We start from the raw sequence: 26,414 nt of genomic DNA, 5'->3' as shown, positions 1-26,414 counted from the left end.
GCGACGCTCCGGTCAGCTCGGGCCGTGCACCGTCGACGGTGCCCCGCTGGGGGTCGCGGGCACCGACTGCGACTGCGGGGTGCCCTTGATCGCCGACATGCTCTTCCAGGTCTCCCAGTCGTAGATCCAGTCGAAGATGTCGCCGTCGGCCTCCGACAACGCGATCCGCGTGCCGGTCACCTCCACCGGGTCCCCGTACATCGCGGTGTTGAAGTACTGCTCGGCGTTGGCCAGCGACAGGTTGATACATCCGTTGGTGACGTTCGACGATCCTTGCACGCCAACGGTTTCCGGGTTGGCGTGGATGAACTCGCCGTTGTTGGAGATGCGCACCGCCCACCGTTCGCGGACGTTGAAGTACCCGGCCGCGGGGTTGGACATGTAGAAGTCCTCGTGCTTCTCGCTCACCACGTGGATACCCGAGCGGGTGACATTGCGGTCGAGGTCGCCCTCGCCGTAGCTGCACGGCAGTGTCATCAGGGTCGACCCGTCGCGCACCACGACGATCTGGTGCGACGACGCCTCGGCCTTGACGATCTGCGACCGGCCGATGACGAAGTCGCTGGTGACGTCGGCGGCACCGTAGGCGCCGTCGCCGTGGTCGAGACCGTAGAGCTTGGCACTCATGTGGATCTTGGTGCCCGGACGGTAGTACTCCATGGGCCGCCAGTGCACACGCGAGCCGTTGTCCTCGCCGAGCCACGCCCACGCCCCCTCGGTCTCGGGGGTGGTGGTGATCGTCAGCGCCTTCTCGACGGCTTCCTTGTCGGTGACGGTGCTGTCGAACTTGAGGATCAGGGGTGCGGCGATGCCCACCTCCTGACCGTCGGCGATGTTGACCACCAGATTGACCTGGGTCTCCGGATCGAGGGTGGTGAACGTGCCCTCGACCGGCACCGACATCCGGTCCTGGCCGACGGCGGTGCCCGCCCAGGTGTAGGTGGTGCCGTAACCGAGCGGTTCGGTGATGGTGAAGGTCTTGCGGTCCTCCGACAGCGTGCCGGCGACCGACTTGCCGTTCGGGTTGAGCAGCTTGATGTCGGGATTGAGGACGCCGCCGTTGGCGGTGACCTCGACCTTGGCGGTCGGGTTGGGGGCGTCCGGGGACGCGAGATCCGGCGTGTAGGTCACCGACACCGTCGGCGTCTCGGGGCCGTCGGAACCGGAACCGGAATCGTCCGAACGTCCGCAGGCCACCGCGACGAGCCCCGCGGCGGCGAGGCCGGCAGCGGCGAGGACGGTGCGTCGGGTGGGCGTGGCGTTCGTAGTCATGGCCATACCAGCGTACCGGCGCATTGCTGTGAACTGCTGCTCCACCTCCTGTGAGGACACCGAGTGAACGACAGCGCGGCGGTCCCGACGAGTGCCGGGGGCAGGCCTCAGGTCAACGACCGGGTCCCGGCGGCCGAACCCCGCAGATGCGCCCGCTGACCGTCGGCGTCGAAGATCGACAGGATCTCGGTGGGACCGCCGTCGGGGGCCAGCGAGTGCGGCACCGTGCACCGGAACTCGGCGGCGTGACCTGCAGGAACGATGATGGTCCGCTCGCCCAGGCGCAGCCGGAGCCGCCCGGACAGGACGGTGAACCACTCCTGCCCGGGGTGTACCCGCAGTTCCCGGGCGGCCTCGGCGACCTCGGGCTCGAAGCGGAATTTGGCGACCACCACACCGGCCGGTGTGCCCTCCCGTGACAATGGCCACACGGTGACGCCCGCGGTGCAGTGCGGTTCGGGTCGGATCACCACGTCGGCGTCGCCGATCGGTTCCACCAGCACGTCCAGCGAGGTGTCCAGGGCGCGCGCGATGGGCACCAGCTGATCGAGGGCGACCCGCCGGTGACCGGTCTCGATCCGGCTCAGCGTCGAGGCACTGAGACCGCACCGCGCGGCGAGCGAGTCGAGGGTCCAGCCCTTCGCGATCCGCAGGGCACGGATGCGTTGCCGCACCACCGCATCGATTTCTTGCTCCATACGCAAGATCATATGCCAGTTCGGCATGCAGCGGTTAGCGTCGAGTCCATGACCAGCACATCCACCACCCCCGACCACTCCGCGCAGCCCGCACCGGCCACCCCGGTCGACGTCGTCATCGTCGGCGGTAGCGCCGCCGGCCTCTCCGCCGCCGTCGCCCTGGGCCGATCACTGCGTTCGGTGGTCGTCGTCGACGCCGGACGGCCCCGCAACGCCCCCGCCGACGGCGCCCACAACCTGCTCGGCCGCGAGGGCATCGCCCCGGCCGACCTGCTCGCCGCCGGCCGCGCCGAGGCCCTCGGCTACGGTGCGACGATCGTCGACGGCGAGGTCACCGCCGCGGTCCGGCTCGACGGAACCGATCCCGCCTTCGAGGTGGGACTCGCCGACGGCAGCCGGTACCGCGCCCGACGGCTGCTGCTCGCCACCGGCCTGGTCGACGAACTCCCCGACGTCGACGGGATCGGCGAACTCTGGGGCCGCGACGTGCTGCACTGCCCGTACTGCCACGGCTACGAGGTGCGCGGCCGGCGGATCGGGGTCCTGGGCACCGGGCCGATGGCCATGCACCAGGTTCTGCTGTTCACCCAGCTCAGCGATCAGGTGACGCTGATCGACCAGTCACTGCCGGAACTGTCGGCCGACGAGTACGCACGGCTCGACGCCCTCGGCGTGCCGCTCGTGCGGGGACCGGTCCGTCGCCTCGACACCGCCGAGGGCCGGCTGCGGGCGGCGGTCCTCTCCGACGGCACCGAGCTCGAGCTGGACGCGCTGACCGTCACGCCACGGTTCGTCGCCCGCGCAGACCTGTTCACCGCCCTCGGCGGCGAGCTCGCCGACAACCCGATGGGAACCTTCATCCCCACCGAGATGGGCGGGCGCACAAGCGTTCCCGGCGTCTTCGCGGCCGGAAATGCGGCAGACATCTCGGCGATCGTCGGGGCGTCGGCCGCCGCCGGGGTGCAGGCAGGGGCACTGATCAACGCCGATCTCGCCGACGCGGATGTGACCCACGCGGTCGCGATGCGGGTGAGCACGGCCACCTCGGCCTGAGGACCGGCCCGGTCGCCCGGGACCGGCCGGCCACAGGACTAGTCGGGGAAGCCGTCGAGCACCGCGCGGCTCCCCGACAGCCCGAGCCGGGTGGCCCCGGCCGCGATCAGTTCGGCCGCGAAGCGCGCATCGCGGATCCCGCCGGATGCCTTCACCCCGACCGTCGCGGGCACGGCCTCACGCATGATCTGCACGGCCCGCACGCTCGCACCACCGGCCGGATGGAACCCGGTGGAGGTCTTCACCAACGACGCCCCGGCGGTCGCGGCACGTAGGCACACCTCCCGCAGGGTGTCGTCGCCGGCGAGCTCGAGCAGTGCCGCCGACTCGACGATCACCTTGAGTACGGCGTCGGGGCCGATCGCCTCCCGGACGGTCAGGACGTCGGCGAAGACCTCGTCGAAGGCCCCCGACACCGCGGCACCCACGTCGATCACCATGTCGACCTCGTCGGCGCCCGTGTCGACCGCCAGCCGCGCCTCCGCGGCCTTGACCAGCGAATGATGCTTACCCGACGGGAATCCGGCCACCACACAGGTCTTCTGGGCGCCGGTGTCGATCGGCAGCATCGAGGGTGACAGACACACCGCGTACACCCCGAGTTCGGCGGCCTCGGCGACGGTGGCCTCGGCGTCGGCGCGGGTGGCCTCGGGTTTGAGCAGGGTGTGGTCGACGAGGGCGGCGACATCGGAACGACGGAGGTCGGTGGTGGTCACATCGTCGAGCTTGGCACACTGGACTACCGTGATCCCCTCCGACGCCCCGCACCCCACCGGCACCGCCGCCATCTCCGACCGCCGCTACGTCCTGACCCTCGGTTGTCCGGACCAGACCGGCATCGTGGCGCGCATCTCGAGCTTCCTCGCCGAGATCGGTGGATGGATCACCGAGGCCGCCTACCACTCCGACGACGACTCCGGCTGGTTCTTCACCCGCCAGGCCGTGCGCGCGGACTCCGTGGCGATGCCGCTGTCGGAGGTGCGTGAGCGGTTCGCCGAGGTGGCCGCCGACTGGGGTCCCGACACCGAGTGGAAGCTCACCGACACCGGTGAACCCAAGTCCGTGGTGCTGCTGGTCAGCAAGGAGAGCCACTGCCTGATCGACCTGCTCGGCCGGGCGCATCGCGGCGAACTGCCCGCGACGGTGTCGGCGGTGGTCGGCAACCATCCCGACCTCGAGCAGCTCACCGGACGTTTCGGCGTGCCGTTCCACCACGTGCCGTTCACCGCGCCGGAGGGGGCCGCGCGGGGCCGGACGCGGGTCAGTGCACGCGCCAAGCGGGCCGCCTTCGACCAGGTCGAGGCCATCGTCGACGGCTACTCCCCCGACGCGGTGGTGCTCGCGCGGTTCATGCAGATCCTGCCGGCGGAACTGTGCGAGGCCTGGGCCGGACGGGCGATCAACATCCACCACAGCTTCCTGCCGAGCTTCGTCGGCGCACGGCCCTACCACCAGGCCTTCGCGCGGGGCGTCAAACTGATCGGCGCCACCTGCCACTATGTGACCGCCGACCTCGACGCCGGACCGATCATCGAGCAGGACGTGACCCGTATCGACCACTCGGATGCGGTGGTGGACATGGTGCGTCAGGGCCGCGACATCGAAACCCTGGTCCTGGCACGGGGTCTGCGCTGGCACCTCGAGGATCGTGTGCTCGTCCACGGCCGGAAGACCGTGGTGTTCAACTGATCTCGGTGTTCAACCGATCGGGACGGCCTGATCGGTCAGAACCCGCCGAAGTCGCCGCCACCGCCGAAGTCTCCCCCACCGAAGTCGCCGAAGTCACCGAAGCCGCCGCCACCGAAATCGTCACCGCCACCGCCGAAGTCGTCACCGCCGGTGTCACCGGCACCGGTGTCGAGGGCATCGGTGCCGGCGCCTGCGCCGCTCTCGAACCCGGCTGCGTCGTAGCCCACCCCGGACATCCCGGCGAACAGCGACGAGAACAGCAGCATCGATCCCATACCCCACGCACCGGCGATCAGTGCGGGTTTCCACCAGGGCTCGGAGTACCAGCCGGCGGGCACCGGACGCCCGGCCACCCGACCGCCCGGGTAGTAGTTCGGGGTCGACGTCGACGGGGTGGGTGACGCCTCGACCTTGCGGCCCTCGAAGTCGACGACGCGGTCCTCGGTCACCTGTCCGGCACTCTTCTGTCCCTCGAGCTCGGGAACCACCGGGCCCGGGTCCATGCCCATCGCGATCCGCGCGGCACGGATGTAGTACAGGCCCTCGATCGCGGTCTGTTTGGCCAGTCGCGCCTGGACCGGAGTACTCGCCTGCTCGATCTGCGAGCCGGCCGCATTCAGCCGCTCGGAGGCATCGGCGAGTGCCTGCCGAGCGGCCGGGGAGTCCCCGGTCAGCAGATAGACCTGTCCCCCCAGGCGTTCGATCGCTTGGCGCGCATCGGCTTTCGCGTCGTCGAGATCGCGGGCACGGGATGCGCCGCTGCGTTGCTGCACCATCACCACCACCCCCACCACGAGCAGGATGACGAGCGCGATCAGCAGGAGTTGTCCCACGGTGACCTCCGGGAGCCGGGTGGAGAATCGGACATCTCCCAGCCTACCGGGATCAGAACAGTGACTACCGGGATCAGAACAGTGAGCAGCTGCTCGTCTGCTGCCCGCCGGCGGTCTGCATCTGCGACAGGTCGAGGTTCGATCCGGTCACCGAGAAGTCCACGCCCTGCTCGGTCACCTTCAGGTCCTGCACCGTGATGTCGTCGGTGAGCTCGCCGAACAAGGTGTCACCGAAGCCGTCGACGAACTGCTGGGCGTAGTCGGCCGGGATACCGAAGATGAAGGCGCTCGCCTCGACCGCGGTGAACGTGACCTTGCCCTGGTCGAGCACCGGCTTGAGGGTCAGGCTCACCGGGATCGGGATGAACCCGAGCTGTGCGGCGGCGTCGACCTTGATGGTGCCGTCGGCGGGATTGCCGACCAGCGAGGTGATCTGGGTGTTGGCCAGGAAGTTCTCGCCCCCGGTGCCGCCGGTGGTTCCCCCGGTCTGGCCGGATCCCTGCCCGCCCAGCCCGAACTGTCCGTCCTTGCTGAGGTCGACGATGCGCTGGAAGGACACGAACCCGGTGCCCTTCACCGAGTCGATCTTGACCGCATCACCGCTCTGGGTCACCCCGTCGGCGCGGACGTGCAGGCGGATGGCCGAGCTGCCACCGGAATCGTCGGTGTCGATCTGGACATACGGCAGGTTCTTGCTGATCACCTGCACCAGCACCGGTTTCTTGCTCAGCGAGACGCTCACCGGTTGTCCGGTGATCTCGCCGAGCTGGTCCTGGAGGCAGTTGGTGATCCGGCTGCGGAAGAACAACTCCGATCCCACCAGCGCGATGACGACGAGCAGCACCACACCGACCGCGCCGAGTGCGATGAACTTGCCCTTGCCGCCACGGCCGGGTGCGCTGGTCACCACGCCGTCGGCCGGCGGTTGGGTCGGCGGTTCCTGCGGCGGCAGGGTCTGCGTCCCGGTCGAGGTGAACGTCGCCGTTGCCGGCTTGGCCGATGCGGCGTTGCGCGGATCGGTCGGAGTGGGGCTCGTCGGCGCCTCGGACATCTGCGAGTACGCCCGCGGCTGCTCGGCGGTCGCGATGGGCTCCCACATGTCGGTGGCCGCCGTCTCGGCGGGTTCGGTGGACGGTTCACCGCCCGCCGGTTCGTCCCCGGCGGTTGCGCTGTCTGTGGTCGCGCCGTCTGTGGTTGCGCTGTCTGTCGTTGCGCTGTCGGGTGATTCGCCGGATTTCGCCCCGGTCATCTCACGGGTCGCCGGGTCGTCGGTCGCCGGATGACCGGTGGCCGGGACGTCCTGCGATCGACCGACGCCGCCACGGTCGTCCGTGCTCGGCGCGGTGCGGGATTCGTCGTTGGGGTCCTCGGACATGCGTTCGGTCCTTCGGCATCGTCGGAAAAGGTCAGAAGTGGAATGTGCGCTGGTTGGCCAGCACGGCGAGCTGCTCGCGCGCTCGGACGACCACACCCGGATCGAGATCGTGCACGCCGATCCGGTGGTCCCCCTCGTATGACGCGACCACGCTACCGAAGGGATCTGAGATTTGGCTATGTCCGACCCCGGTGGGGGCCTTGGCTGTGCGCACCGCCTCATCGACCGGTTCCGCCTGTCCGACGGCCACCACGTAGGCGGTCGCGTCGAGCGCCCGGGCGGTCGCCAGCGTGCGCCACTGGTCGATCTTGCCGGGACCGGCCCCCCACGACGCGGGCACCACGATCACCTCGGCGCCGTGCTCGGCGAGTGCGGCGAACAAGGCCGGGAACCGGATGTCGTAACAGGTCGCCAGTCCCACCGAGACGCCGTCGACGTCGATGACGACCGCGGTGTCACCGGCGGCGACGGTCTTCGACTCCCGGAAGCCGAACGCGTCGTAGAGGTGGATCTTGTCGTATCGGGTGCGGACACCGTCGGGTGCGGCGGCCAGCAGGGTGTTTGACACCCGGCCGTCGTCGGCGGGGGTGAACATCCCGGCCACGATGGTGACGCCGTGCGCGGCGGCGATGTCGGAGACGCCCCGCGCCCACGGGCCGTCGAGCGGTTCGGCGATCGGCCCGAGCGGCACACCGAACCGGCACATCGTGGCCTCCGGGAACACGACGAGACGTGCGCCGGCCGCCGCGGCCTCGGCGGTCGCCGCGGCCACCGCCGAGAGGTTCTCCGCGGGATCGACGTCGGTGCTGATCTGGGCCATGGCGATGCGCATGCGGCTCACCCTAAACCAGTGCTCACCCCTGCCGCGGGGCCACCGTCGACCATCCGACGGTGAGGACGTTGTCGACCGATCGATGTCGGGGGATCTCGACGTCGACACCTTCGGCGCGCAGCAATCGCAGCGTCTGCGCCCACCGCGCTCGGGGCCCGAATACGGTCTGGCCTGCGGCGTTGTCCCAGCATCGGTCGGCGAGGACGAGCAGGTCGTGGATGGGTTCACCGGGGACGTTGCGGTGGATGAGCGCCTTGGGCAGCCGTTCGGCCAGATCCGAGGGGCGGGCGGTGTGCCGGGGTGCCCAGCTCAGGGTGAAGGTGCGCGGACCGTCAGCGTCGAGCAGAATCCAGGCGCACCGGCGGCCGATCTCGTCACAGGTGCCCTCGACGAGCAGTCCGCCGGGGGCCAGCCGGCCACAGATCTGCGCCCACGCATCGGCCACCTCGGACTCGTCGTACTGGCGCAGCACGTTGAACGCCCGCACCACATGGGGTCGCAGCCCGGCCAGCTCGAAACCGCCGAGGTCGAAGCGCACCCCGTCGCGGGGGTCGACGATCCGGTCGGGGTCGATCTCCAGACCCACCATCTGCAGGCCGGGTGCGACGCTGCGCAGCCGGTGCGCCATCTCGACGCAGGTGTCGGGGCGGGCGCCGTATCCGAGGTCGACGACCAGCGGGGCGGGTACCGACGTCAGTGCGCCGGTGATCGCCGGCGAGTTCGCCATCCACCGGTCGATCCGGCGCAGACGGTTGATGTTCGTCGTGCCGCGAGTGATCCGGCCCGCGGGTTTCACCGCCCTGCGATCACAGGTTCTTGTCGATCCAGTCCTTGGCGTACTCGGCCTCGGCGCGGAACAGATCGACGACGTTGACCAGCATGAGCTGCTCGAGTTTGCCGTTGACGAACGGGATGAAGACCTTCACCTCGGTGGTCTTGCGGAGGGTGCAGCCGGTCTCGGTGCGCAGCAGCTCCTGCGATCCGGTGAGGCTGCCCGGCCCGGCCGGGATGGACGCGGTGTAGTCGCCCTTGGTGTTGTCGGGATCGAAGGGTCCGAACGACTCCTCACGGGTGATCACCATGTCCTTCATCAGGACGGTCTGGGCGATCGCCGGCAGCTGGTCGCGGCCGATGTGTTGCTTGAGGATCACCTTCATGCCGGTCTCGTCGGCCCGGAAATCCTCCACCTCACAGTGTGGGGAGATCATCTGGAAGCCCGCCATCATGTCATCCCAGTACTGACGGGTGCATTGAGCTTCGTAGAGCTTTTCCGGCGCATGGGTGTAGCGCGCGGAGTAGCTGAGACGTCGTGCCATAACGGTCTAGCGTACGTGACCGTCCCGTTACCTTCGCCGGGGTGGGGCTCAGGGGTGCTCGACGTCCCAGGTCACGGTCTTCTCTCGCTCGTTGTCGAGCAGCGCCTCGAGCTCGCCGATGATGGCCTTCTCGATCTTGCCGCCGAGGAAGGGGATGCTCACCGTCGCCGAGCCGGTGTAGCCGACCGTGGCCGGGTCGCCGCTCACCGAGATCTCGCCGTCGACCTTGGCCGGAGCACCGGTGACGGTGGCCGTCATGGTGCCGGTGATGGTGTCGCCGGAGCGGGTGAAGCGCACGGTGCGGGGGATCTCGAGGTCGCCGGGACGCACGGCGGTGACCGCCGACGGCAGCCGGTCCTCGGGGACGCCCTGCTTGAGTTCGATCACAACGGTGTCGCCGTCGCGATGGAACGACTCGAGCGAGCCGTGGCTGGAGTTCGTCGCCTCGAGCAGGTCATGCCAGTACTGCTCGGTGGACACGATGTCCCAGTACCGGGCGGTGGAGAACGGAAAGGACACCGAGTGCTTGAGCGAGCTCGCCATGCCGAGGAGATTACTCGACGCCTCCGGCGGACCGCGCCGCGTCCCGGCTCGGCCACGTGTGCGCCGGGCCGGGACGCCGATCGCCGAGATCTCACGAGTCCGGTGGCCGGGTTACCCTCACTGCCGTGACCGAGACATCGCTGCAGCACGGGGTGCCGCTCGCCGGCCTGACCACTCTGCGAGTCGGCGGACCGGCCCGCGCACTGATCCGCTGTGCGCAGACGCGTGACCTGGTGGAGGAGATCGCCGCCGCCGACGCCGCGGGCGAACCGGTCCTGATCATCGGCGGCGGGTCCAATCTGCTGATCTCCGACGACGGGTTCCCCGGCACCGCGATCGTGGTGGGCAGTTCCCGGATCGAGTTCGGCACCGGCCGCGAGTCGGGCCGCGCCCATGTGACCGCCGACGCCGGGGTGGTGTGGGACGACCTGGTGGCCCGCACCGTCGCCGAGGGGTACGGCGGTCTGGAATGTCTGTCGGGCATCCCCGGTTCGACCGGAGCGACCCCGGTCCAGAACGTCGGGGCGTACGGCGTGGAGGTGGCCGACATCCTGCGGTCGGTGCAGGTGCTCGACCGGCGGGCGGGCAACCTGCGCTGGGTCTCGCCCAACGAGCTCGGACTCGGCTACCGCACCTCGCGGCTCAAGCACCGCGACGAGATGGTCGTGGTGGCGGTGTCGTTCTGGCTGAACGACGACCGGCTCAGCCGGCCGCTGCGCTACCGCGAGCTCTCGGAGTCGATGGGCGTCGAGCCCGGCGGGCAGGCCGACGCCGCCGAGGTGCGCGAGCATGTGCTGGCCACCCGACGACGCAAGGGGATGGTCCTCGACCCCGCCGACCACGACACCTGGAGTGCGGGCTCGTTCTTCACCAACCCGATCGTCGCCGACGCCGATGCGGCATCGGTCCTGGAGCGGATCCGCTCACAGGTGGGTCCCGACGCCGCGGTGCCGGAGTACCCGGCCGAGGGCGGCATCAAGTTGTCGGCGGGCTGGCTGATCGAGCGTGCCGGCTTCGCCAAGGGCCATCCCGGCCCCGATGCGCTCGTCCGACTGTCGACGAAACACACTCTGGCACTGACCAATCGGGGTTCGGCGTCGACGTCGGACGTACTCGCCCTGGCCCGCGAGGTACGCGACGGCGTGGCCGACGCCTTCGGTGTGGTGCTGCACCCCGAGCCCGTGCTGGTGGGGTGCTCGTTGTGATCTCCGCTCGCGCGTTCCGGTGACCGCCGATCCCGTTCCGGCCGCTGAACACACACCGACCGCCGACCCCACCCAGCTCCCCGACCGGCCGGATCCGACCGTCCACGAAGGGTTTCCGCATCGCCCCTCGGTCCGCACCATCCTGTTCGGGGTGGCCGGCGCGCGGTCACGGATCGGCGGTGCACTCCGCGCACTGATCGCGGTGGCCCTGCCGGGTCTGGTGGGGCTCGCCGTCAGCGGCGGGGTCGGCGCGGCCGTCTCCACCCTCGGTGCGTTCGCGGTGGTGTACGGCGAACGCCGCCTGCACCGGGTCCGATGGCAGGTGGTGTGCGGCTACGGGGTGGTCCTCGTCGGCTGCGCCACCGCGGGTGCGCTGGTCGGCCACGGCATGCGCTCGTGGCCGACCACCCTCGGCTGGATCGTTTTGTGCGCCTTGATGATCGCGATCGCCGTCGGAGCCGCTGTCTGGGTGGATCTGCTCCGCGAACCCGCGCCCGGCTCGTTTCTGCTGGTGTTGTGCGCCGAACTCGCCGGGGTGCTGGTGGCACATTCGACGGCCTCGGTCGGTGCGGTGATCGGATGGACGGCGGCCGGGGCGGGGTCGGCGCTGCTGGTGACGCTGTGCGCGGCACTCCCCGATGTGTGGCGGTCCCGGACCGGCCGGGCCGACACGGATTCGCCGGGGATCACGTCCACACCGGACCCGGAACGCACCGACACCCCGACCGTGGCCGAGCGGCTGCGCTGGGGACACCGCAGCGTCCGCACCCGCACCCTCGCGTTGCGCCTCGGGCTCGCCTGCGTGATCGCCGGTGGCGCCGCGATCGCCGTCGGCCTGCCCCGCCCCGACTGGGCGGTGATCACCGCGGCGATGATCCTGCACCAGGGACCCGACCGGCTCCTCGGCAGCTGGCGCGGGGTGCACCGCCTGGTCGGCACCGTGCTCGGAGTACTGGTGCTCGCTGCCCTCGCCGTACCCCTGCAGATCCCGGCGGTGCTGATCATCGCCGTGGCGGTGCTGATGGCGGTCACCGAGGTCTTCCTGGTGGTGAACTACTCGATCGCGATGATCGTGATCACTCCGCTGGCCATGATCCTGGGTGAGCTGGCGCCGCCGGCATCGCTGGGCCCCACCCTGTTCGCCCGCATCCTGGAGACCGTCGTGGGTGTGACGGTCGCGGTGACCGTGCTGTGGGTCGTCCTGCCCCGGGCACACCGGTCGATCCTCGCCGATGCGAATGCGCGGGTGGCCGCGTCGATCACCGATGCTGCGACCGAACCCGATTCACTGCCCCATCACCGTCGGCTCGACCACGCCCTGCGGACCGGGGCCGCCGCCCTCCGACATGCCGCGCACTGTGAACCCGAGTGGGCCCGGCGACGGTGGCCGGCACATCACGGACTACACACCTCCGGCCGAGAACTGCTGGCCGATCGGGAACGCGCCGCCACGGCGGCGCCGATGCCCGCGCCCCCGATCCGACCGCGTCCGGGCGCCCCTCAGGATGGGTCGGAGGCGGGCCCCACCGGCTGACGCAGGATGGTGCGGAGCCGCTGCACCGCCGTCCGACGGAAGTCGCTCAGATAGATCTCGTGGTGGGTGCCGGTCATCGCGAGTCCGTGCGCGGGGATGAACCGCTGGTGCATCTCCTCGAGCACCGGCGCCTCGTCGTCGAACGACCCGACGTGCAGCGTCTGCACACAGCGTCCCTCGGTGAGCCCGGCGACCCGGATGTCGTCGATCCGGCCGGGTACCGCACGCTTGGCACGAACGGCACCGAACGCCGCCTCGACATCCTCGGCGCCGAGCCAGTCCGGGATCATCAGCAGCAAGGTCCAGTCCCAGCGGGACTTGTCGCGTGCGGTGGTGAAGGAATCCGGATCCGTGGCCCACCACAGACCCTCGAGCGGTGGGACGACGTAGTCGCGACCCAGCTCCCGCTTGCTGTGGAACTTCAGGGCGTACGCCACCGGATACAGCGCGGCGATCGCCTCGGCGAACTCCGATGCCGAGTTCGGGTCACCGTGGCCGTCGATCATCAGATACGACCTGGCCGGGACGTCGACGATGTCGAATCGCCCGCGGCGCGCCCGGTAGTCGGCCGACGTCTTGCCGAAGTCGACCTTCTCGAACTCCCCGCCCCTGCCCGGATCGTCGGCCTGCTCGTGCGATCCACCCACCGGCACTCCTCTCCTCGGGTCCGGCCCCGGTCCAGGATGGGGTGCCTGACCTGGGACACCGCCGCACCCCGACCGCCGCACCCCGACCGCTGCGGACACCTTCAGAAACCCTTCAGTTGCGGCCCCTGTCCGATCCATACCGTATGTCCCATGAGTGATTCACGTGCACCGCAGGACAACAACGACAACATCGACGGCGACGCGGAGACCACCCCCGTCGTCCACCCCGACGATTCCCCCACCACGGCATACCCGGCCGACCCGACCACCGCGATCCCCGCGGCACCCACCGCCCCCTACTCCGGCAACGAACCGGCAGGCGCGGTTCCGGCAGGGGCTGTCCCGGCAGCGGCCGGCGCCCCGGCATCCAGCTCGCGCTGGTCGTTCGTCCGCTCCCACCGCACCGCGATCATCACCGGCGTCTCCGCGCTGATCGTCGGCGGGATCATCGGCGGCGGCATCGGCTGGGCGGCGAGCGGTGACGGCGACGGTCATCGGGGCGGACGCGGCGGCCACTCCCAGATGCAGGGTGACCGGGACGGTTCCGGCCAGGGTGACCGCGGCGGCCGTAACGGCATGGGCGGCATGGGCGGCGGTCAGATGGGCGGCGAGAACGGCCCCGGCATGCGTGGCGGACGCGGCGTGATGGGTGAGATCACCGCGATCAACGGCGACACCTGGACCGTCCGCACCGGCGACGACACCGAGATCACCGTGACCGTCGGCGGCGAGACCGGCTTCGGTACCGGCCGCGCACCGGCCGAGCGCGGCGACTTCGCCGTCGGCGACGAGGTCATGGTGGCCGGTGACCGCGACTGCGACAAGATCACCGCCACCCGCATCGCCAAGGCACCCGAACGCGGTACGCAGGGCAACTCCGGCGCGCCGGGCGGCAGCAACACCCCGAGCGCCCCGTCCACCGCCGGCACCCCCAGCTGAGCACTGTGCGAATCGGGTCCGGCGTCGTCCCCGCCGGGCCCGGGCACTGGCAGAATCTGAAGTCGTGAACGCGACGGTCCTGGTCATCGAGGACTCCACATCCATCCGGGTCGCCCTGACGGCGGCCCTCACCGACGCCGGGCATCGGGTGATCGCCCGCGAGGACGGCGCCCGCCTCGAGCACGATCTGCACGAGTTCGCCCCCGACGTGGTGCTGCTCGACGTCATGCTGCCCGGCTCCGACGGCTTCACCCTGCTCGACGTCGTCCGACGCCGCAGCGACGCCGGCATCATGATGGTCACCGCGCGCGACGCCGTCGCCGACCGGCTACACGGTCTGACCGAGGGCGCCGACGACTACATCACCAAACCGTTCGAGATGGCCGAGCTCGTCGCCCGCGTCGGGGCGGTGCTGCGCAGACGCGGCGCCCACACCGACCTGCTCTACGTCGACGATCTGGTGATCGACCAGGATCAGGGGGTCGCCACCCGTGCCGGCACGCCACTGGCGTTGACCCCCACCGAGTTCCGCGTCCTGTGCTTCCTGGCCCAACGACGCGACCGGGTGGTCACCAAGACCCAGATCCTCACCGGGGTGTGGGGATATGACCACTACGACCCCAACCTCGTCGAGGTCAACGTGAGCGCATTGCGCCGCAAACTCGAGGCCCACGGGCCCCGGCTGCTGCAGACCGAACGCGGCCGCGGCTACACGCTGCGGCCCGCCGCACCGGATGCCGCAGGTGCCGCCACGGCGGCGGGCCGATCGTGAGGCTGCGCCGCCGGATCACCGGCGGTTCGCTGCAGGCCCGGGTCACCCTGGCCGCGGTCGCCGTGGTCACCCTCGCCCTGGTCGCGATCATCGCGATCGGGGCGACGCTGTTCACGGTGGCGAGCAACCAGGCCGCCGAGGCCCTGCTGGCCGATCGGGAAGCCCTCGCCCAGCAGTATGCCGGCAACTCGTCGAACCCCGAGATGTTCCTGCGCCGGATCGAGAACGAGTCGGTGCGCGCACGCGTCCGGCTGGCCGACGGCACCGAGGTGGGCCGGCCCACCCGCGGCTCGGTCGCCCAGCGCGACGTCCGGCTGAAGGGGTCGGGCCGGTCGTGGAGCGACGACGCCGAGGTGACCCTGGCGATCGACGGTGACCTGCTCGGTGAGGTGCGCTCCCGGCTGCTCGTCGACATGGTCGTCACGGGCGTCGTCGCACTCGCCGTGACCGCCCTGCTGCTGTGGTTCGGGATGCGGTACGCGTTGTCGCCGCTCGACTCGATGACCTCGGTGGCGCGATCCATCGCCGCAGGCCGGCGCGGTACCCGCCTCGACCCGGCGCGCACCGACACCGAACTCGGGCGGACGGCGGCGGCCTTCGACGACATGCTCGACTCGCTCGAGGGTGCCGAGGCACGCCAGCGTGCGGCACAGGAGCAGGTGCGTCGGTTCGTCGCCGATGCCGCCCATGAACTGCGTACCCCGGTCACCGGGGTGCAGGCGATCGCCGAGACGCTGTTGCAGATGCGCCCCGACGCCGACCCGGAGGAACGCGAGGAACTGTTGCTGCTGCTCGTGCAGGAGACCCGACGCGCCGGGCGGCTGGTCGACGACATGGTCGACATGGCCCGGATCGACGCCGGTCTGACACTGCAACCGTCGTCCACCGACCTCACCGCGCTCGCCGACGAACAGTGCCGGCGCGTGGCCCTGCTGCATCCCGACCTCGACATCACCTGTTCCGGCGACGCCCCGCTGACCTGGGCAGATCCGGGGCGTGTGTCGCAGATCCTGGCGAATCTCGTCGACAACGCCTGTCAGGCCACCCCGGCCGGCGGACGGGTGGCGGTCGCCGTCTCGGCAACGCCGACCACGGTCTCGGCGACGGTCACCGACACCGGCGTCGGGGTGCCCGAGGCCGACCGGGAACGCATCTTCGACCGGATGGTGCGGCTCGATGTCTCCCGGGACCGCCGCTCCGGCGGCGCCGGACTCGGACTGGCGGTGGCGCGGGGGCTGGCCCGCTCCCACGGCGGCGAGCTGAGTCTGCTCGACACCGACGGACCGGGCGCCACGTTCCGGCTGGATATACCGCTCACCGACGCACCCGGGGACACCCCGGCAACCGAGGCCACCGCACCCGACGGCTCCGGTGCCCCCGCCGACGCGGAGGACACCGGCCGGTCCGGGGACTAGTGGTCGGCGGGCAGCGTCGAGCCGGTCTCGGTGGCCTGCTGTTCGAGGATGTCGTCGATCACGCCGGCCGCCTCGATCGGGGCCATGTGGCCGACCCCCTCCAGCACCACCAGGTCGCGCAGATCGCCCTGGTCACGCAGGACCTGTGCCATCCGTTCGGCGTGGATCACCGGGGTGAGCCGGTCCCGATCGCCGACGATCACGGTGGTCGGCACCCGCAGCGCACGTAGCCCGGCGAGCACGTCGAGCCGGCCCATCGCCGCACCCCATCCGGCCCGGACCCGTGCCGGACACTGCGAGACCATCGCGTCGACAAAGGCGACATGTGCCGCGCGGGCGTGGGGTCCGAGCGCGATGTAGTGCGAGAACCGGTCGTTGAACGCGGTGTGCGGCAACGGCACGGGTGTGGAGGTGACGAGGCGTCCGACGGTCGGCTGGAACGGCCGGCTGTAGAACGGCAGGTTCTCCGGGATCAGGCGATGGTTGCCGAGCACGTCGACCGCCGCGGTGGAGATCAACGCCACCGACGACGCGACGTCGGGCACCTTGCCGGCGAACTGCGCCGCCCACGACATGACGGTCATGCCGCCCATGCTGTGCCCGATGATCATGGCCTTGCGTCCGGCCGGGAGTACCGCGGTGAGCACCGCGTCGAGGTCCTGGCCGAGCAGGTCGATGGTGGGACGGGTGCGGCTCACCTGACTGCGGCCGTGTCCGCGCTGGTCGTAGACCACCACGGTCCGCTCCGGGGTGAGCCGGTTGATCTGGGCGTTCCAGAAGCTGGTGTTGCAGGTCCATCCGTGTGCGGCGACGATCACCTCGGCATCGGATGTGGCCGGATCGGGTCCGTGGATCTCCACGTACAGGTGGGTGCCGTCGGTGGCGACGACCTCCCGGCGGATCGGCTCGGCCGCCGGGGTGGCGATCAGTTCGTCCGGGCCGTCGTCGACCGCCCGTTCGGCGGTCAGTGCCTCGCGCGCGAGTGCGGCGAAGATGCCGCCGATCCCGGCTGCGGCCCCCACCGCCACGGCACCGGCTGCCGCTCCCGCCACACCCATGAGTGCAGTGCGTGTTCGCATGGTTCTCTCCCCCTCCAAGACCCGACGATCAGGTCTTCGGTCCATCTCCGCGCGTCGCCACGCGGGCTATCCTTCGGCCGTCTTTCCGGCCGTCTCCTCCCCGTCAACGAGATCGGTGAGATCACGATTCCCGGCCTCGCCGGCGCCGGCGGAGTCGCGGTCGGCTGCGGTGTCGTGGCCGTCGGCGGTGTCGCGATCGGCTGCGGTGTCGCGGTCGTCGAGGACGGTGATGCCCGCGTCGTCGGCGGCGGTCACGTCGAAGTAGGTCGACGCCTGCCCGATCGCGCGGGTGATCTCGTCGTCGAGCGCCTTACGGAAGGTGGTCTCCACGATCTCGTGGGCCATCGGCCGGACCGTCTGGATCAGGTCGGCGACCTTGCTGATGGTGTCCTCGCCGAGGTCGGGCAGGTTCTCGTTGACGTATTTGTCGGTGATGATCGAGACGAAGCTGCGTGCGGCGTCCTCGAGATCACCCTGTACACGGACGAAGCGGTCGAGCAGGACGTCGATGTCGATCCCGCTCTTGACCAGTACCTCGGCACCCTCGAGGACCTCGGGGTTCTTGACCGCGTAGTGGGCGCCGTCCTTGACCAGCAGACCCAGTTTCTGGCTCAGTGCGATGGAGCGCTCGCTGGCGTTGAGCGACTTGCGCAGTTCGGTGAAGGTGATGGTCGCGGCCCGCTTGAAGTTGCGGAACCGGCCACCCTTGGGTGGGGTGCCGCGCAGCACGTGCTCGACCTTCATCCCGTAGTGCGCGGCGTGCAGCAGTTCGCTGATGGTGGCGAAGGTGTACCCACGCTCGAGCATCCGGGAGATCAGGTTCAACCGGACGAGATGGTCCTCGGTGTACCAGCCGGTGCGTCCCCGGATGGTGGGGGGCGGGAGCAGACCGCGGTCCTGATAGACGCGGATGTTGCGCACGCTGACCCCGGACGCCTCGGCAAGGTCGTTGATCCGATACTCAGCCACGCAGGTCAGTCTATTCCGCTTCGATCCGGCCGCATGCGGCCCGCTCCCGCGCGTCACGCGAGAAGCAGTACTCCGATCGCGATCAGCACGCCCACCTTGACCACCTCGAATGCCACATACACCAGGTGGGTGTTGCTGCGCGGGCCCTCGACGTAGGCGTCGCCGGCCGCGAGCACGGCGTCGGAGCGACGGTTGAGCACCGGGCGGACGCCGCCGACCTGGATGGCCAGCAGCACCGCGACGATGATCACGAGGATGCCCTGGGCGTCCCCGATCCAGCCGCCGGCGGCGGCGCAGACCACCAGTACGACGGCCCACACCACCTCGACGGCGTTGAGCGCCCGGAACACCAGCCGGCCAATGCCCAGGCCCAGCGGGATGGTGATCCCGGGGGCCCGGAACTTCAGCGGTGCCTCGATGAACGAGATCGCGAACACCATCCCCAGCCACAGGAAGGTGGCCGCGGTGGCGAACGCCGAGGCGGTACTCATCGGGAGCTGCCGGTGCGCAGCAGTTCCGGACCGAAGGTCTCGTAGTGGATCCGGTCCTCGGGGATGTCGCGGGCCAGCAGCTGCTCGCGCACGGCGCCCATGAAACCGGCCGGGCCACACAGCATCGCGTGCACGCCGTCGGCGAGCTCGATCCCGTCCAGCGACATCTGGCCGACGCGGACGTCGTCGGAGTTCACATGCTCCACACCCTGCTCGTACCACTGGTACAGGCGGGCGTCGTCGAGATTCTCCACCAGGGAGGCGAGCTGACCGCGGTGGGGCTGGCGGGCACGCGAACGGTCGGCGTGCAGGACGGTGACCTGACGCTGCCGGCCGTTGGCGCCCAGAGCGTTGAGCAGACCGATCACCGGGGTGCAGCCGATCCCTGCCGAGGCCAGCAGCAGCGGCGAATCATCATCGGGCAGAACGAGATCGCCGAACGGTGTGGACACATGCAGGGTGTCACCCTCGAAGACGTGCTCGTGCAGGTGCGCCGACACCTCACCGGCGAGCTTGACGCTGAACGTCCACTCGGCGCGGCGATCGGCCGGGCCGGTCAGGCTGTACTGCCGGATCTGGTGTGCGCCGTCGGCGAGCGGAACCTGCACCGAGATGTACTGTCCGGGATGGAAAGTCGGCAGCTCGGCACCGTCGGGTCGGGCCAGCACGAAGGACACGGTGTCCGGCGACGCCTGGGTCCGGCCGGTGACCAGCAGATCGCGCCATACCTGTCCGGGCTCGACACCGGCTGCGGCGTAGAGGTCGGCCTCCTCGCGGATCAGCACATCGGCCATGTCCCAATACAATTCGTCCCACGCATTGGCGACCTCGGGTGTCACCGCGGCACCGAGAACCTCCACGATCGCGCCGAACAGGTGCTCGTGGACCACCGCGTACTGATCGCGGGTGACGCCGAGCGAGGCGTGCTTATGGGCAATCCGGTCGATGATGAACCGCTGACGACGCAGATCGGGCTCGAGCTGCAGGTGGGCGTAGGTGGCGATCGAGCCGGCGAGGGCCAGCGGCTGCTCCCCGGACTGCTGATGGCTGCGGTTGAACAGGTTGTCGAGCAACTCCGGATGCGCGGTGAACATGCGGTTGTAGAAGTTCGGGGTGATCTCGCCGAGCGCACCTTCGACAGCGGGAAGGGTGGCGGCAACGGTTTCACGAGTGGCCTGCGACAGCACGGCATTCTCCATTCGATAGGTCCCCGGGCGGGTACCGATTGGGGTATCCGGGCGGGAAAGGTAGGTCGCCGAGGGCTATTCGGCGACCCGGTCCACCTCGGCGACGTTTCGCCGCGGCAGGTCGAGGGTGAGCAGCACCGCACCGGTGGGGTCGGCGACCAGGTCGCCGACGGTGTGCTCGTCGAGGCTGGCGAAGAACGCCCGACGTGCGGCGGCAAGCGCCCCACGCAGACGACAGGCGGCTCGGAGCGGGCAGGGGGTGGGGCCGTCACAGTCGACGACCTCCCCCTCCCCTTCCAGCCGTCCCGCCAGCCACCCGACCCGGGCGGTCCGCCCGAGTTCGGTGATGACGAGCCCACCGGTTCGACCGCGCCGGGAGTGGACGATCCCGAGCTCGGACAACCGACCGACGACCTTCGCCACATGCGTATATGGCACCTCGAGGTCATCGGCCAGTGCTCGTGTGGTCATCGACCCGTCCCCCTGCACCGCCAGCCGCATCACCACGCGGAGGCCGATGTCGGTGAACCGGGTCAATTGCACAACTACACTTCACCATAATTTGCATCTGAGATGCATATTATCGGGACGTGGTCCTCGTCACGTTCGCGTGGCGGTCGGCCACACCTGGGAATCAGTTGTCGAGGCGCCGGTGCCAACGGTGATCACAGCGCGTACCACGGTGATCGAGCCGTGCGCCAGCAATGGCTGAGCCGCGCGCCAACGGTGATCGAGCCGAGCTGACGAGGCGTGAGCCAACGATGGTTGAGCCGACGAGGAGCGTAGCGACGAGGCGTGTCGAAACCTCCGCAGCCCGACCTCCCCGACGCAACCACCACCCCCGGAAGTGGACAGAAAAAAGCAGCCACCCCATGCGGAGTGGCTACTCGGGAAGCGAACGGTTCGGCCGGTCAGCCGTGTTTACGGAACCAGGACTTGCCCTGGACTGCGTCGACGCGCGGACGTACGTCGACGAGGTAGACGATGAGGGCGACGACGCCGATCAGGTACAGGATCGTCGGAGCCTGGAAGATCCAGATGAACACCGTCGCCGCAGCGAGCAGGGACACCCACAGCACCTTGCTCTGCTTGTCCACCGCGGGGAATGCGTCCTTGCGCTGGATACTGGCATGGATCAGGGTGACAACGGCGGCCACGCCGGCGACGACGGTCAACAGCCACAACACGATGTTCTGGCCGGCCGCAAGAACTCCCACAAGACTCACAGCGACCACTCTAGACCGACATACACGGCAGACGCCCGACGCGACCGGGCCCATGGCCGGTCGGGCAGGGCCCACCCAGGGGTGCCCATCACCGACCGTGGACCGCTACGTCGTGGATCGCGGGACCGCGGCCTTCTTTGCCGGTGCGGCCTTCTTCGCGGCGGTCGTCTTCTTCGCGGCGGTCGTCTTCTTGGCTGCCGTGGTCTTCTTCGCGGCGGTCGTCTTCTTCGCGGCGGTCGTCTTCTTCGCAGCGGCCGTCTTCTTCGCGGCGGTCGTCTTCTTGGCTGCCGTGCTCTTCTTCGCTGCCGTGGTCTTCTTCGCTGCTGTGGTCTTCTTGGCTGCTGTGGTCTTCTTGGCTGCCGTGGTCTTTGCCGGCGTAGTCGTCTTCGCTGCAGTCTTGGCCGGCGCAACCCGCTTGGCTGCGGTCGTGGTCTTCTTCGCTGCAGCCGACTTCGTCGGCGCAGCCTTCTTCGCTGCAGCCGACTTCGTGGGCGCAGCCTTCTTCGCTGCAGCCGTCTTGGCCGGCGTGGTCTTCTTGGCCGGCGCAGCGTTGTCGACAGGTGCCGCCTTTGTGACCGGCGTAGCCTTCTTCGCCGGGGTGACCGTCTGGGCAGCCGGCGTCTTCTTCGCGGGCGCCTTCGCGGGCACAGCCTTCGTCGCCGGCGCCGCCTTCGTCACCGGCATCTTCGGGGCCTCGATCGCCGGGTCGTCGACGATCTCCGCGTCGACGACGAGCGTCTCGACGTCGGTGACGGCGCGTTCGCCGACCAGCCGGGCCGACGACGCGATGGTGCCCAACGCCTCCTCGGTCAGCGCGAGCGCATCGGTGTACAACTTCTCCAGCTTCGGCCGGTTCTCCAGCGCCGAGGGCTGTGCCTTCAGCCTGCCCACCACCTGTTCGCCGCGCTCGGACAACGAGGTCAGCAGGGCCGCGGCGACGGCCAGATAGGCCTCGGCCACCCGCCGCAGTTCGTCCGGCGAGAACCGCGAGGCCAGCTCGTCGATCTCGGCCGGGATCTCCACCGGCAACGCCGACAGCTTCGACCGTGCGTCGTCGAACGCGGCGAGCGCCGCCGCCAGGGTCTCGTCGATGGTCGACTGGGTCTCCTCGATCCCCCCGGCGATGCGGGCCTGGACCCCGCCCACCGTGTCGGCGATCCGCGACTGCGCCTCACCGGTCGCGGCCTCGCCTCGCTCGCGAAGATCGGTCAACAGCGCGGACACCTGGCCGAGTGCGCTGGTCAACGGGTTGTCGAGCATGGTGGTCACTCCTCGGAGTCGGGACCGTCCGGGTCACTGCCCGCTGGGGCGTCTCCCGCCGGGTCGGTTACCTCTGTGCCATGTACCTCTGGGCCGGTTGCCGCTGGGCCGTTCACCTCTGCGGCGTTCTCTTTACGGAAGGATTCGTAGATCTCGAGCAGCATCTGCTTCTGCCGCTCGTTGATGGAGTCGTCGGCGACCAGGGCATCCCGGACCGGGCTGGCCGGCCGTTCTTCGAGGATTCCGGCACGGACATACAACACCTCTGCCGAGACGCGCAGACCCTTGGCGATCTGGGCGAGCACATCGGCCGACGGTTTACGCAGACCACGTTCGATCTGACTCAGATACGGATTGCTGACGCCGGCCCGTTCGGCCAGCTGCCGCAACGAGACCTCGGCACCGAGCCGTTGCGACCGGATGAACGCCCCGATGTCCTGGGCGGCGTTCGCCACGGCATCCTGCGCGACCGCGGTCACGTTCTCGACGGCGTGCCCGACCCCACCGGAATGTGTGTCATGGGCCGGACCGGGATCCGTCCCGTCTCCCGGCGCCCCGTCCCCCGACGACCCTGCCGGGTCGTCGTCGGCGGGATGAGAGGGATCAGGGGTCTTGGATGTGCCACGCATGGTGCAAGCCAGTATCGGCGCAGGTGCTAACTCATGCAAGCACTGTGCATGCACCGCGAGTCTGTGAGGCCGCCCGGCGGTGCCGCTGCCCCGCCGATCAATGGAAGATCAGCACCGAGATCGTGTAGATCACCAGCCCGGCCAGCGAACCGACGACGGTGCCGTTGATCCGGATGAACTGCAGGTCACGCCCCACCTGCAGCTCGATCTTGCGGCTGGTGTCGTCGGCGTCCCAGCCGCGCACGGTCTCGGTGATCACCGAGATGATCTCCCGCGAGTAGTTGGTCGCCACGTGATTGGCGACACGTGCCACCCAGCCGTTCATCTTCTCCTGCAGTGGGCGGTCGTCGCGGATCCGCACCCCCAGGTTGATCACTGCATCCGACAATGTGTTCCGCAGCGTCGAGTTGGGGTCGGCGAGCATCTGCTCGATCACGGCCTTGCCGGTGTTCCAGGCGGTCGACGCCGCACCGGCGACCTCGTCGCTGCCCACCAGCTCGTGCTTGATGCCCTCGAACCGGGCCACCATCTGTGGGTCGTGCTGCAGATCGTGGGCGAACTTCTCGACGAACTGGTGCATCGACTTGCGCAGGTCGTGCTGCGGATCGTTGCGCACCTTCTCGGTGAAGTCGACGAGCTCACGGTAGATCTTGTCGCCCACCAGCACGCTGACGAACTTCGGTTTCCACGACGGGCCCACATCCGCCTCGACCACCCGGTCGATCACCTCCTGGCTGCCGAGCGCCCACTCGTGGGCTCGGTCGCACAGGAGCTGGAAGACCGGTTCGAGTCGTTCCTCGGCGATCAGCTGGTCGAGGATACGGCCGATCGGCGGTGCCCACTCCGGTTCGGCCGCCCAACGCAGCGCGGCCTGGATGAACTGCTCGATGTCCTCGTCACGCAGCATCTCCGAGGCGAGCTTCAGTGCCCGCGCGGCCTCGTCGGACACGCGTGGTGCGTTGGCCGGATCGGCCAGCCACGTCGCCACCCGCCGCGGCATGTCCAGCTGTTCGGCACGCTGGACGATCACCTCCGGCGTCATGAAGTTGTCCTCGATGAAGCCGCCGAGCTGGTCGCCGATCTCGTCCTTCTTCTTACGGATCAGCGCGGTGTGCGGGATCGGGAGGCCGAGCGGATGCTTGAACAATGCGGTGACGGCGAACCAGTCGGCCAGCGCACCCACCATGCCCGCCTCCGACGCCGCCCGGACGTACCCCACCCAGGCGGCCACGTCGGCGCCGTCACGGTGCTCGAGATACCTGGTGAACAGGTAGATCAACGCGGCGACCAGCAGCATGGCGGTCGCAACGATCTTCATCTTGCGCAGGTCACGTCGCCGCTTCTCGTCGGCCACGGAGTCACCGGCGCCGAACCCCGGAGCCGACGCCGACGCCGGCTTCCGGTGACGCCCGGCGCCCGTGATGTCGGGACTCAGTGTTGACACCCCCTCAGTTGTACCCGCTTGCAGCCACTACGCTGACGTGGTGATCGCAAATCGTCCCAGCCCCGCATCCGCGGCCCGCGCCGCGGTGTCGGCCGCGGCGACGGTGACCCGGGGCATCGAGCATGCACTGCTCGGGGGACCCGCCGAGTCCGGGCCGAAGCCCGACGGCCGTCGCGCCCGATGGGAGAAGCACAAACAGGCCCGCCGGACCGAACTCACCGACGGCACGATCGCCGCGATCCGGGAACTCGGCGCCGATGTCGGGATGGACGAGATCGCCGGGCACATCGGCATCTCCAAGACCGTGCTCTACCGGTACTTCACCGACAAGAACGACCTGGGTGTCGCGGTCACCTTCCGGTTCTTCGAGACCACACTGCTACCCCGGCTGACCGACGCGATCAGCGACGAGGTCGACGAGTACACCCTGACCCGCACGGTGATCGAGGTCTACGTCAACGCCGTCGCCGACGAGCCCGCCCTGTACCGGTTCGCCTGGTCGGCGTCGCCGACGTCGTCGGTGACCTCCGCAGAGTCGGAGAAGATCGTCGCGCAGTTGCTCAACGCGACCCTCGTGAGCCGCTTCGACGAGCGGTCCGGCGATTCCTCGGGCGCCCAGGTGTGGTCGTACATGCTGGTCGGGGCCATGCAGCGTGCGGTCGACTGGTGGATGGTCGATCGGCCGATCGAGCTGCCCGAACTGATCGACTACCTGGTGATGATGGTGTGGAGTTCGATCGTCGGCGTGGCCGCGTCGAACGGCTCCCGCGAACTGTTCATGGCCGCCCCACCGGCCATGCCCGACCCCGCCCCATTGCCCGCACCCGGTGCGGAAACCGATCCCGATGCCGGAACCGCCACGGATTCCCCTGCCTGACCGACCCCGACCGACCCGAGGAGATCCACACCCATGGGCAAGAACGGTAAGAACGGCAACGGTAAGAACGGTGGCGGTAAGAACGGCAAGAACGACCCGGCGGGCTGGCTGACCCCGGCGGTCACCGCCTTACGGGTCGGGGCGGTCGGACCGATCGCCGGCTTCGACGCCGATTCGACGCCCGGTTTCTCCGGTTCCCGGGAGCTGGGCGAGCAGTTGCTCGCCGAACGGGGCGAGGTGCTCGCGGACCTGCAGGAGTTGCTGTACGCCAACGGCCGGGCCGGCGACAACCGGTCGGTCCTGCTGGTCCTGCAGGGTATGGACACCGCGGGCAAGGGCGGCATCGTGCGCCACGTCGGCGGACTGCTCGACCCGCAGGGGCTGGCGATCAAGGGTTTCGGCAAACCCACCCCGGAGGAGCTCGAACACGACTTCCTGTGGCGGGTCCACAAGGCGTTGCCGCCGGCCGGGCGGCTCGGCATCTTCGACCGGTCGCACTACGAGGACGTCCTGCCGGTGCGCGTGCACAACCTGGTGCCGCAGTCGGAGTGGGAGAAGCGGTACGCGATCATCAACCAGTTCGAGAAGGAACTGGTCGAGTCCGGCACCACCGTCATCAAGTGCGCGCTGGTGGTGTCGAAGGCCGAGCAGAAGGCACGCCTCACCGAGCGTCTCGAACGACCCGACAAGTACTGGAAGTACAACCCCGGCGACATCGACGAGCGGGGATTCTGGGACGACTACCTGCAGGCCTACCAGGCGATCTTCGATCGTTGCGACTCCGATACCGCCCCCTGGTTCCTGATCCCGGCCAATCACAAGTGGTTCGCCCGCCTGGCGGTCTGTGAACTGCTGATCAGTGCGCTGTCGGGACTCGATCTGGACTGGCCCCCAGCAGATTTCGACGTCGCCACCGAACTCGAGCGCATCCGCTCACTCGACGACTGACCACCCCGGGTCAAGATCTTCCCAACCACTACCGTCCGCAACAACCAACGGCCCGTTGATGATTGAGCCGGGACCGAGCCCGAAGGGCGAGGACCCGAGTCGAAACCTCGGTAGCGTACGTGGGGCGGTGACCAGCTCAGAGGTGGTTGCGTAGGCGAGTTCGGCCTCCTGAGGTTTCGAT

Annotated in this window: 28 protein-coding genes; 9 read left to right on the top strand and 19 right to left on the bottom strand. The window is 69.3% G+C overall.

What is annotated here, in order from left to right; genetic code table 11:
* Positions 1-12: 12 nt before the first annotated feature.
* Positions 13-1,272, bottom strand: a complete 1,260-nt coding sequence (locus GD1_RS09365) for a L,D-transpeptidase (protein WP_059036822.1) — start codon at positions 1,270-1,272, stop codon at positions 13-15.
* A 107-nt stretch (positions 1,273-1,379) separates the two neighbouring features.
* Complete coding sequence (locus GD1_RS09360) at positions 1,380-1,970, bottom strand: helix-turn-helix domain-containing protein (RefSeq protein WP_053778316.1); 591 nt, start codon at positions 1,968-1,970, stop codon at positions 1,380-1,382.
* A 48-nt stretch (positions 1,971-2,018) separates the two neighbouring features.
* On the opposite strand from GD1_RS09360, the gene GD1_RS09355 reads away from it, so the two are divergent.
* A complete protein-coding gene (locus GD1_RS09355) occupies positions 2,019-3,023 on the top strand; it encodes an NAD(P)/FAD-dependent oxidoreductase (protein ID WP_059036807.1) in 1,005 nt (334 codons plus the stop codon).
* 38 nt (positions 3,024-3,061) lie between these two features.
* Here the strand turns inward: GD1_RS09355 and deoC are convergent, their stop codons facing one another.
* Positions 3,062-3,739, bottom strand: coding sequence for a deoxyribose-phosphate aldolase (gene deoC, locus GD1_RS09350; RefSeq protein WP_059036821.1), 678 nt, complete (start codon positions 3,737-3,739; stop codon positions 3,062-3,064).
* Between the two features lie 28 nt (positions 3,740-3,767).
* Between deoC and purU the strand changes: the two genes are divergently transcribed.
* The gene (gene purU, locus GD1_RS09345) at positions 3,768-4,712 is read left to right on the top strand and encodes a formyltetrahydrofolate deformylase (protein WP_244882622.1); all 945 of its coding nucleotides are present in this window, start codon (positions 3,768-3,770) and stop codon (positions 4,710-4,712) included.
* Between the two features lie 35 nt (positions 4,713-4,747).
* Here purU and GD1_RS09340 read toward each other — a convergent pair whose 3' ends face one another.
* The 6 genes from GD1_RS09340 to GD1_RS09315 form a co-directional block, all read right to left on the bottom strand.
* The gene (locus GD1_RS09340; RefSeq protein ID WP_059036806.1) at positions 4,748-5,545 is read right to left on the bottom strand and encodes a hypothetical protein; all 798 of its coding nucleotides are present in this window, start codon (positions 5,543-5,545) and stop codon (positions 4,748-4,750) included.
* A 73-nt stretch (positions 5,546-5,618) separates the two neighbouring features.
* A complete protein-coding gene (locus GD1_RS09335; RefSeq protein WP_059036805.1) occupies positions 5,619-6,920 on the bottom strand; it encodes an LmeA family phospholipid-binding protein in 1,302 nt (433 codons plus the stop codon).
* 31 nt (positions 6,921-6,951) lie between these two features.
* Positions 6,952-7,752: a carbon-nitrogen hydrolase family protein gene (locus GD1_RS09330; RefSeq protein WP_059036804.1), complete on the bottom strand. Its 801-nt coding sequence runs from the start codon at positions 7,750-7,752 to the stop codon at positions 6,952-6,954.
* 22 nt (positions 7,753-7,774) lie between these two features.
* Positions 7,775-8,479, bottom strand: a complete 705-nt coding sequence (locus tag GD1_RS09325) for a class I SAM-dependent methyltransferase (protein ID WP_202926822.1) — start codon at positions 8,477-8,479, stop codon at positions 7,775-7,777.
* A gap of 79 nt (positions 8,480-8,558) precedes the next feature.
* Positions 8,559-9,068, bottom strand: a complete 510-nt coding sequence (locus GD1_RS09320) for a DUF2505 domain-containing protein (RefSeq protein WP_059036803.1) — start codon at positions 9,066-9,068, stop codon at positions 8,559-8,561.
* 48 nt (positions 9,069-9,116) lie between these two features.
* Positions 9,117-9,611, bottom strand: a complete 495-nt coding sequence (locus GD1_RS09315; RefSeq protein ID WP_020792429.1) for a DUF2505 domain-containing protein — start codon at positions 9,609-9,611, stop codon at positions 9,117-9,119.
* Between the two features lie 125 nt (positions 9,612-9,736).
* Between GD1_RS09315 and GD1_RS09310 the strand changes: the two genes are divergently transcribed.
* Positions 9,737-10,816, top strand: coding sequence for a UDP-N-acetylmuramate dehydrogenase (locus tag GD1_RS09310; protein ID WP_059036802.1), 1,080 nt, complete (start codon positions 9,737-9,739; stop codon positions 10,814-10,816).
* A 19-nt stretch (positions 10,817-10,835) separates the two neighbouring features.
* A complete protein-coding gene (locus GD1_RS09305) occupies positions 10,836-12,350 on the top strand; it encodes an FUSC family protein (RefSeq protein ID WP_059036801.1) in 1,515 nt (504 codons plus the stop codon).
* Here the strand turns inward: GD1_RS09305 and GD1_RS09300 are convergent.
* Positions 12,317-12,997 carry a GyrI-like domain-containing protein gene (locus GD1_RS09300; RefSeq protein WP_059036818.1) on the bottom strand — a complete coding sequence of 227 codons (681 nt, stop codon included), beginning with the start codon at positions 12,995-12,997 and terminating at the stop codon, positions 12,317-12,319. The genes GD1_RS09305 and GD1_RS09300 overlap by 34 nt on opposite strands.
* Before the next feature lie 150 nt (positions 12,998-13,147).
* Between GD1_RS09300 and GD1_RS24685 the strand changes: the two genes are divergently transcribed.
* The 3 genes from GD1_RS24685 (at position 13,148) to GD1_RS09285 (ending at position 16,123) form a co-directional block, all read left to right on the top strand.
* A complete protein-coding gene (locus tag GD1_RS24685; protein ID WP_059036800.1) occupies positions 13,148-13,936 on the top strand; it encodes a DUF5666 domain-containing protein in 789 nt (262 codons plus the stop codon).
* Between the two features lie 64 nt (positions 13,937-14,000).
* On the top strand, positions 14,001-14,708 hold the full coding sequence (locus tag GD1_RS09290; protein ID WP_053778292.1) for a response regulator transcription factor: 708 nt from the start codon (positions 14,001-14,003) through the stop codon (positions 14,706-14,708).
* Positions 14,705-16,123 carry a HAMP domain-containing sensor histidine kinase gene (locus GD1_RS09285; protein ID WP_244882619.1) on the top strand — a complete coding sequence of 473 codons (1,419 nt, stop codon included), beginning with the start codon at positions 14,705-14,707 and terminating at the stop codon, positions 16,121-16,123. Before GD1_RS09290 ends, GD1_RS09285 begins: the two co-directional genes overlap by 4 nt.
* Here the strand turns inward: GD1_RS09285 and GD1_RS09280 are convergent.
* The 9 genes from GD1_RS09280 to GD1_RS09240 form a co-directional block, all read right to left on the bottom strand.
* Entirely contained in the window at positions 16,120-17,202 is a 1,083-nt protein-coding gene (locus GD1_RS09280; protein WP_053778293.1) for an alpha/beta fold hydrolase, read from the bottom strand. The two genes, GD1_RS09285 and GD1_RS09280, sit on opposite strands and share 4 nt — an antisense overlap.
* 66 nt (positions 17,203-17,268) lie before the next feature.
* Positions 17,269-18,171 (bottom strand): MerR family transcriptional regulator, encoded by a 903-nt coding sequence (locus tag GD1_RS09275; RefSeq protein ID WP_083534004.1) that lies wholly within the window; start codon positions 18,169-18,171, stop codon positions 17,269-17,271.
* A gap of 53 nt (positions 18,172-18,224) precedes the next feature.
* Positions 18,225-18,662 carry a hypothetical protein gene (locus GD1_RS09270; RefSeq protein WP_053778294.1) on the bottom strand — a complete coding sequence of 146 codons (438 nt, stop codon included), beginning with the start codon at positions 18,660-18,662 and terminating at the stop codon, positions 18,225-18,227.
* Entirely contained in the window at positions 18,659-19,849 is a 1,191-nt protein-coding gene (locus tag GD1_RS09265) for a globin domain-containing protein (RefSeq protein WP_059036817.1), read from the bottom strand. The genes GD1_RS09270 and GD1_RS09265 overlap by 4 nt, the downstream gene beginning before the upstream one ends.
* Before the next feature lie 75 nt (positions 19,850-19,924).
* Positions 19,925-20,392, bottom strand: coding sequence for an RrF2 family transcriptional regulator (locus GD1_RS09260; protein WP_059036799.1), 468 nt, complete (start codon positions 20,390-20,392; stop codon positions 19,925-19,927).
* Between the two features lie 368 nt (positions 20,393-20,760).
* Complete coding sequence (locus GD1_RS09255; RefSeq protein WP_059036798.1) at positions 20,761-21,075, bottom strand: DUF2516 family protein; 315 nt, start codon at positions 21,073-21,075, stop codon at positions 20,761-20,763.
* A gap of 105 nt (positions 21,076-21,180) precedes the next feature.
* Positions 21,181-22,335, bottom strand: a complete 1,155-nt coding sequence (locus GD1_RS09250; RefSeq protein WP_059036816.1) for a hypothetical protein — start codon at positions 22,333-22,335, stop codon at positions 21,181-21,183.
* 5 nt (positions 22,336-22,340) lie between these two features.
* Positions 22,341-22,964: a helix-turn-helix domain-containing protein gene (locus GD1_RS09245; protein WP_238404147.1), complete on the bottom strand. Its 624-nt coding sequence runs from the start codon at positions 22,962-22,964 to the stop codon at positions 22,341-22,343.
* Positions 22,965-23,061: 97 nt separating this feature from the next.
* Positions 23,062-24,408 (bottom strand): DUF445 domain-containing protein, encoded by a 1,347-nt coding sequence (locus GD1_RS09240; RefSeq protein ID WP_373855285.1) that lies wholly within the window; start codon positions 24,406-24,408, stop codon positions 23,062-23,064.
* Positions 24,409-24,451: 43 nt separating this feature from the next.
* Between GD1_RS09240 and GD1_RS09235 the strand changes: the two genes are divergently transcribed.
* Both GD1_RS09235 and GD1_RS09230 read left to right on the top strand, forming a co-directional pair.
* Positions 24,452-25,285: a TetR/AcrR family transcriptional regulator gene (locus tag GD1_RS09235; protein ID WP_244882625.1), complete on the top strand. Its 834-nt coding sequence runs from the start codon at positions 24,452-24,454 to the stop codon at positions 25,283-25,285.
* 33 nt (positions 25,286-25,318) lie between these two features.
* Positions 25,319-26,233, top strand: coding sequence for a polyphosphate kinase 2 family protein (locus GD1_RS09230; RefSeq protein ID WP_083534003.1), 915 nt, complete (start codon positions 25,319-25,321; stop codon positions 26,231-26,233).
* The last annotated feature ends 181 nt before the right edge of the window (positions 26,234-26,414 follow it).

Source organism: Gordonia desulfuricans NBRC 100010 (assembly GCF_001485495.1).
GTDB classification, from domain to species: Bacteria; Actinomycetota; Actinomycetes; order Mycobacteriales; family Mycobacteriaceae; genus Gordonia; species Gordonia desulfuricans.
This window is presented reverse-complemented; position numbering and strand designations above follow the sequence as displayed.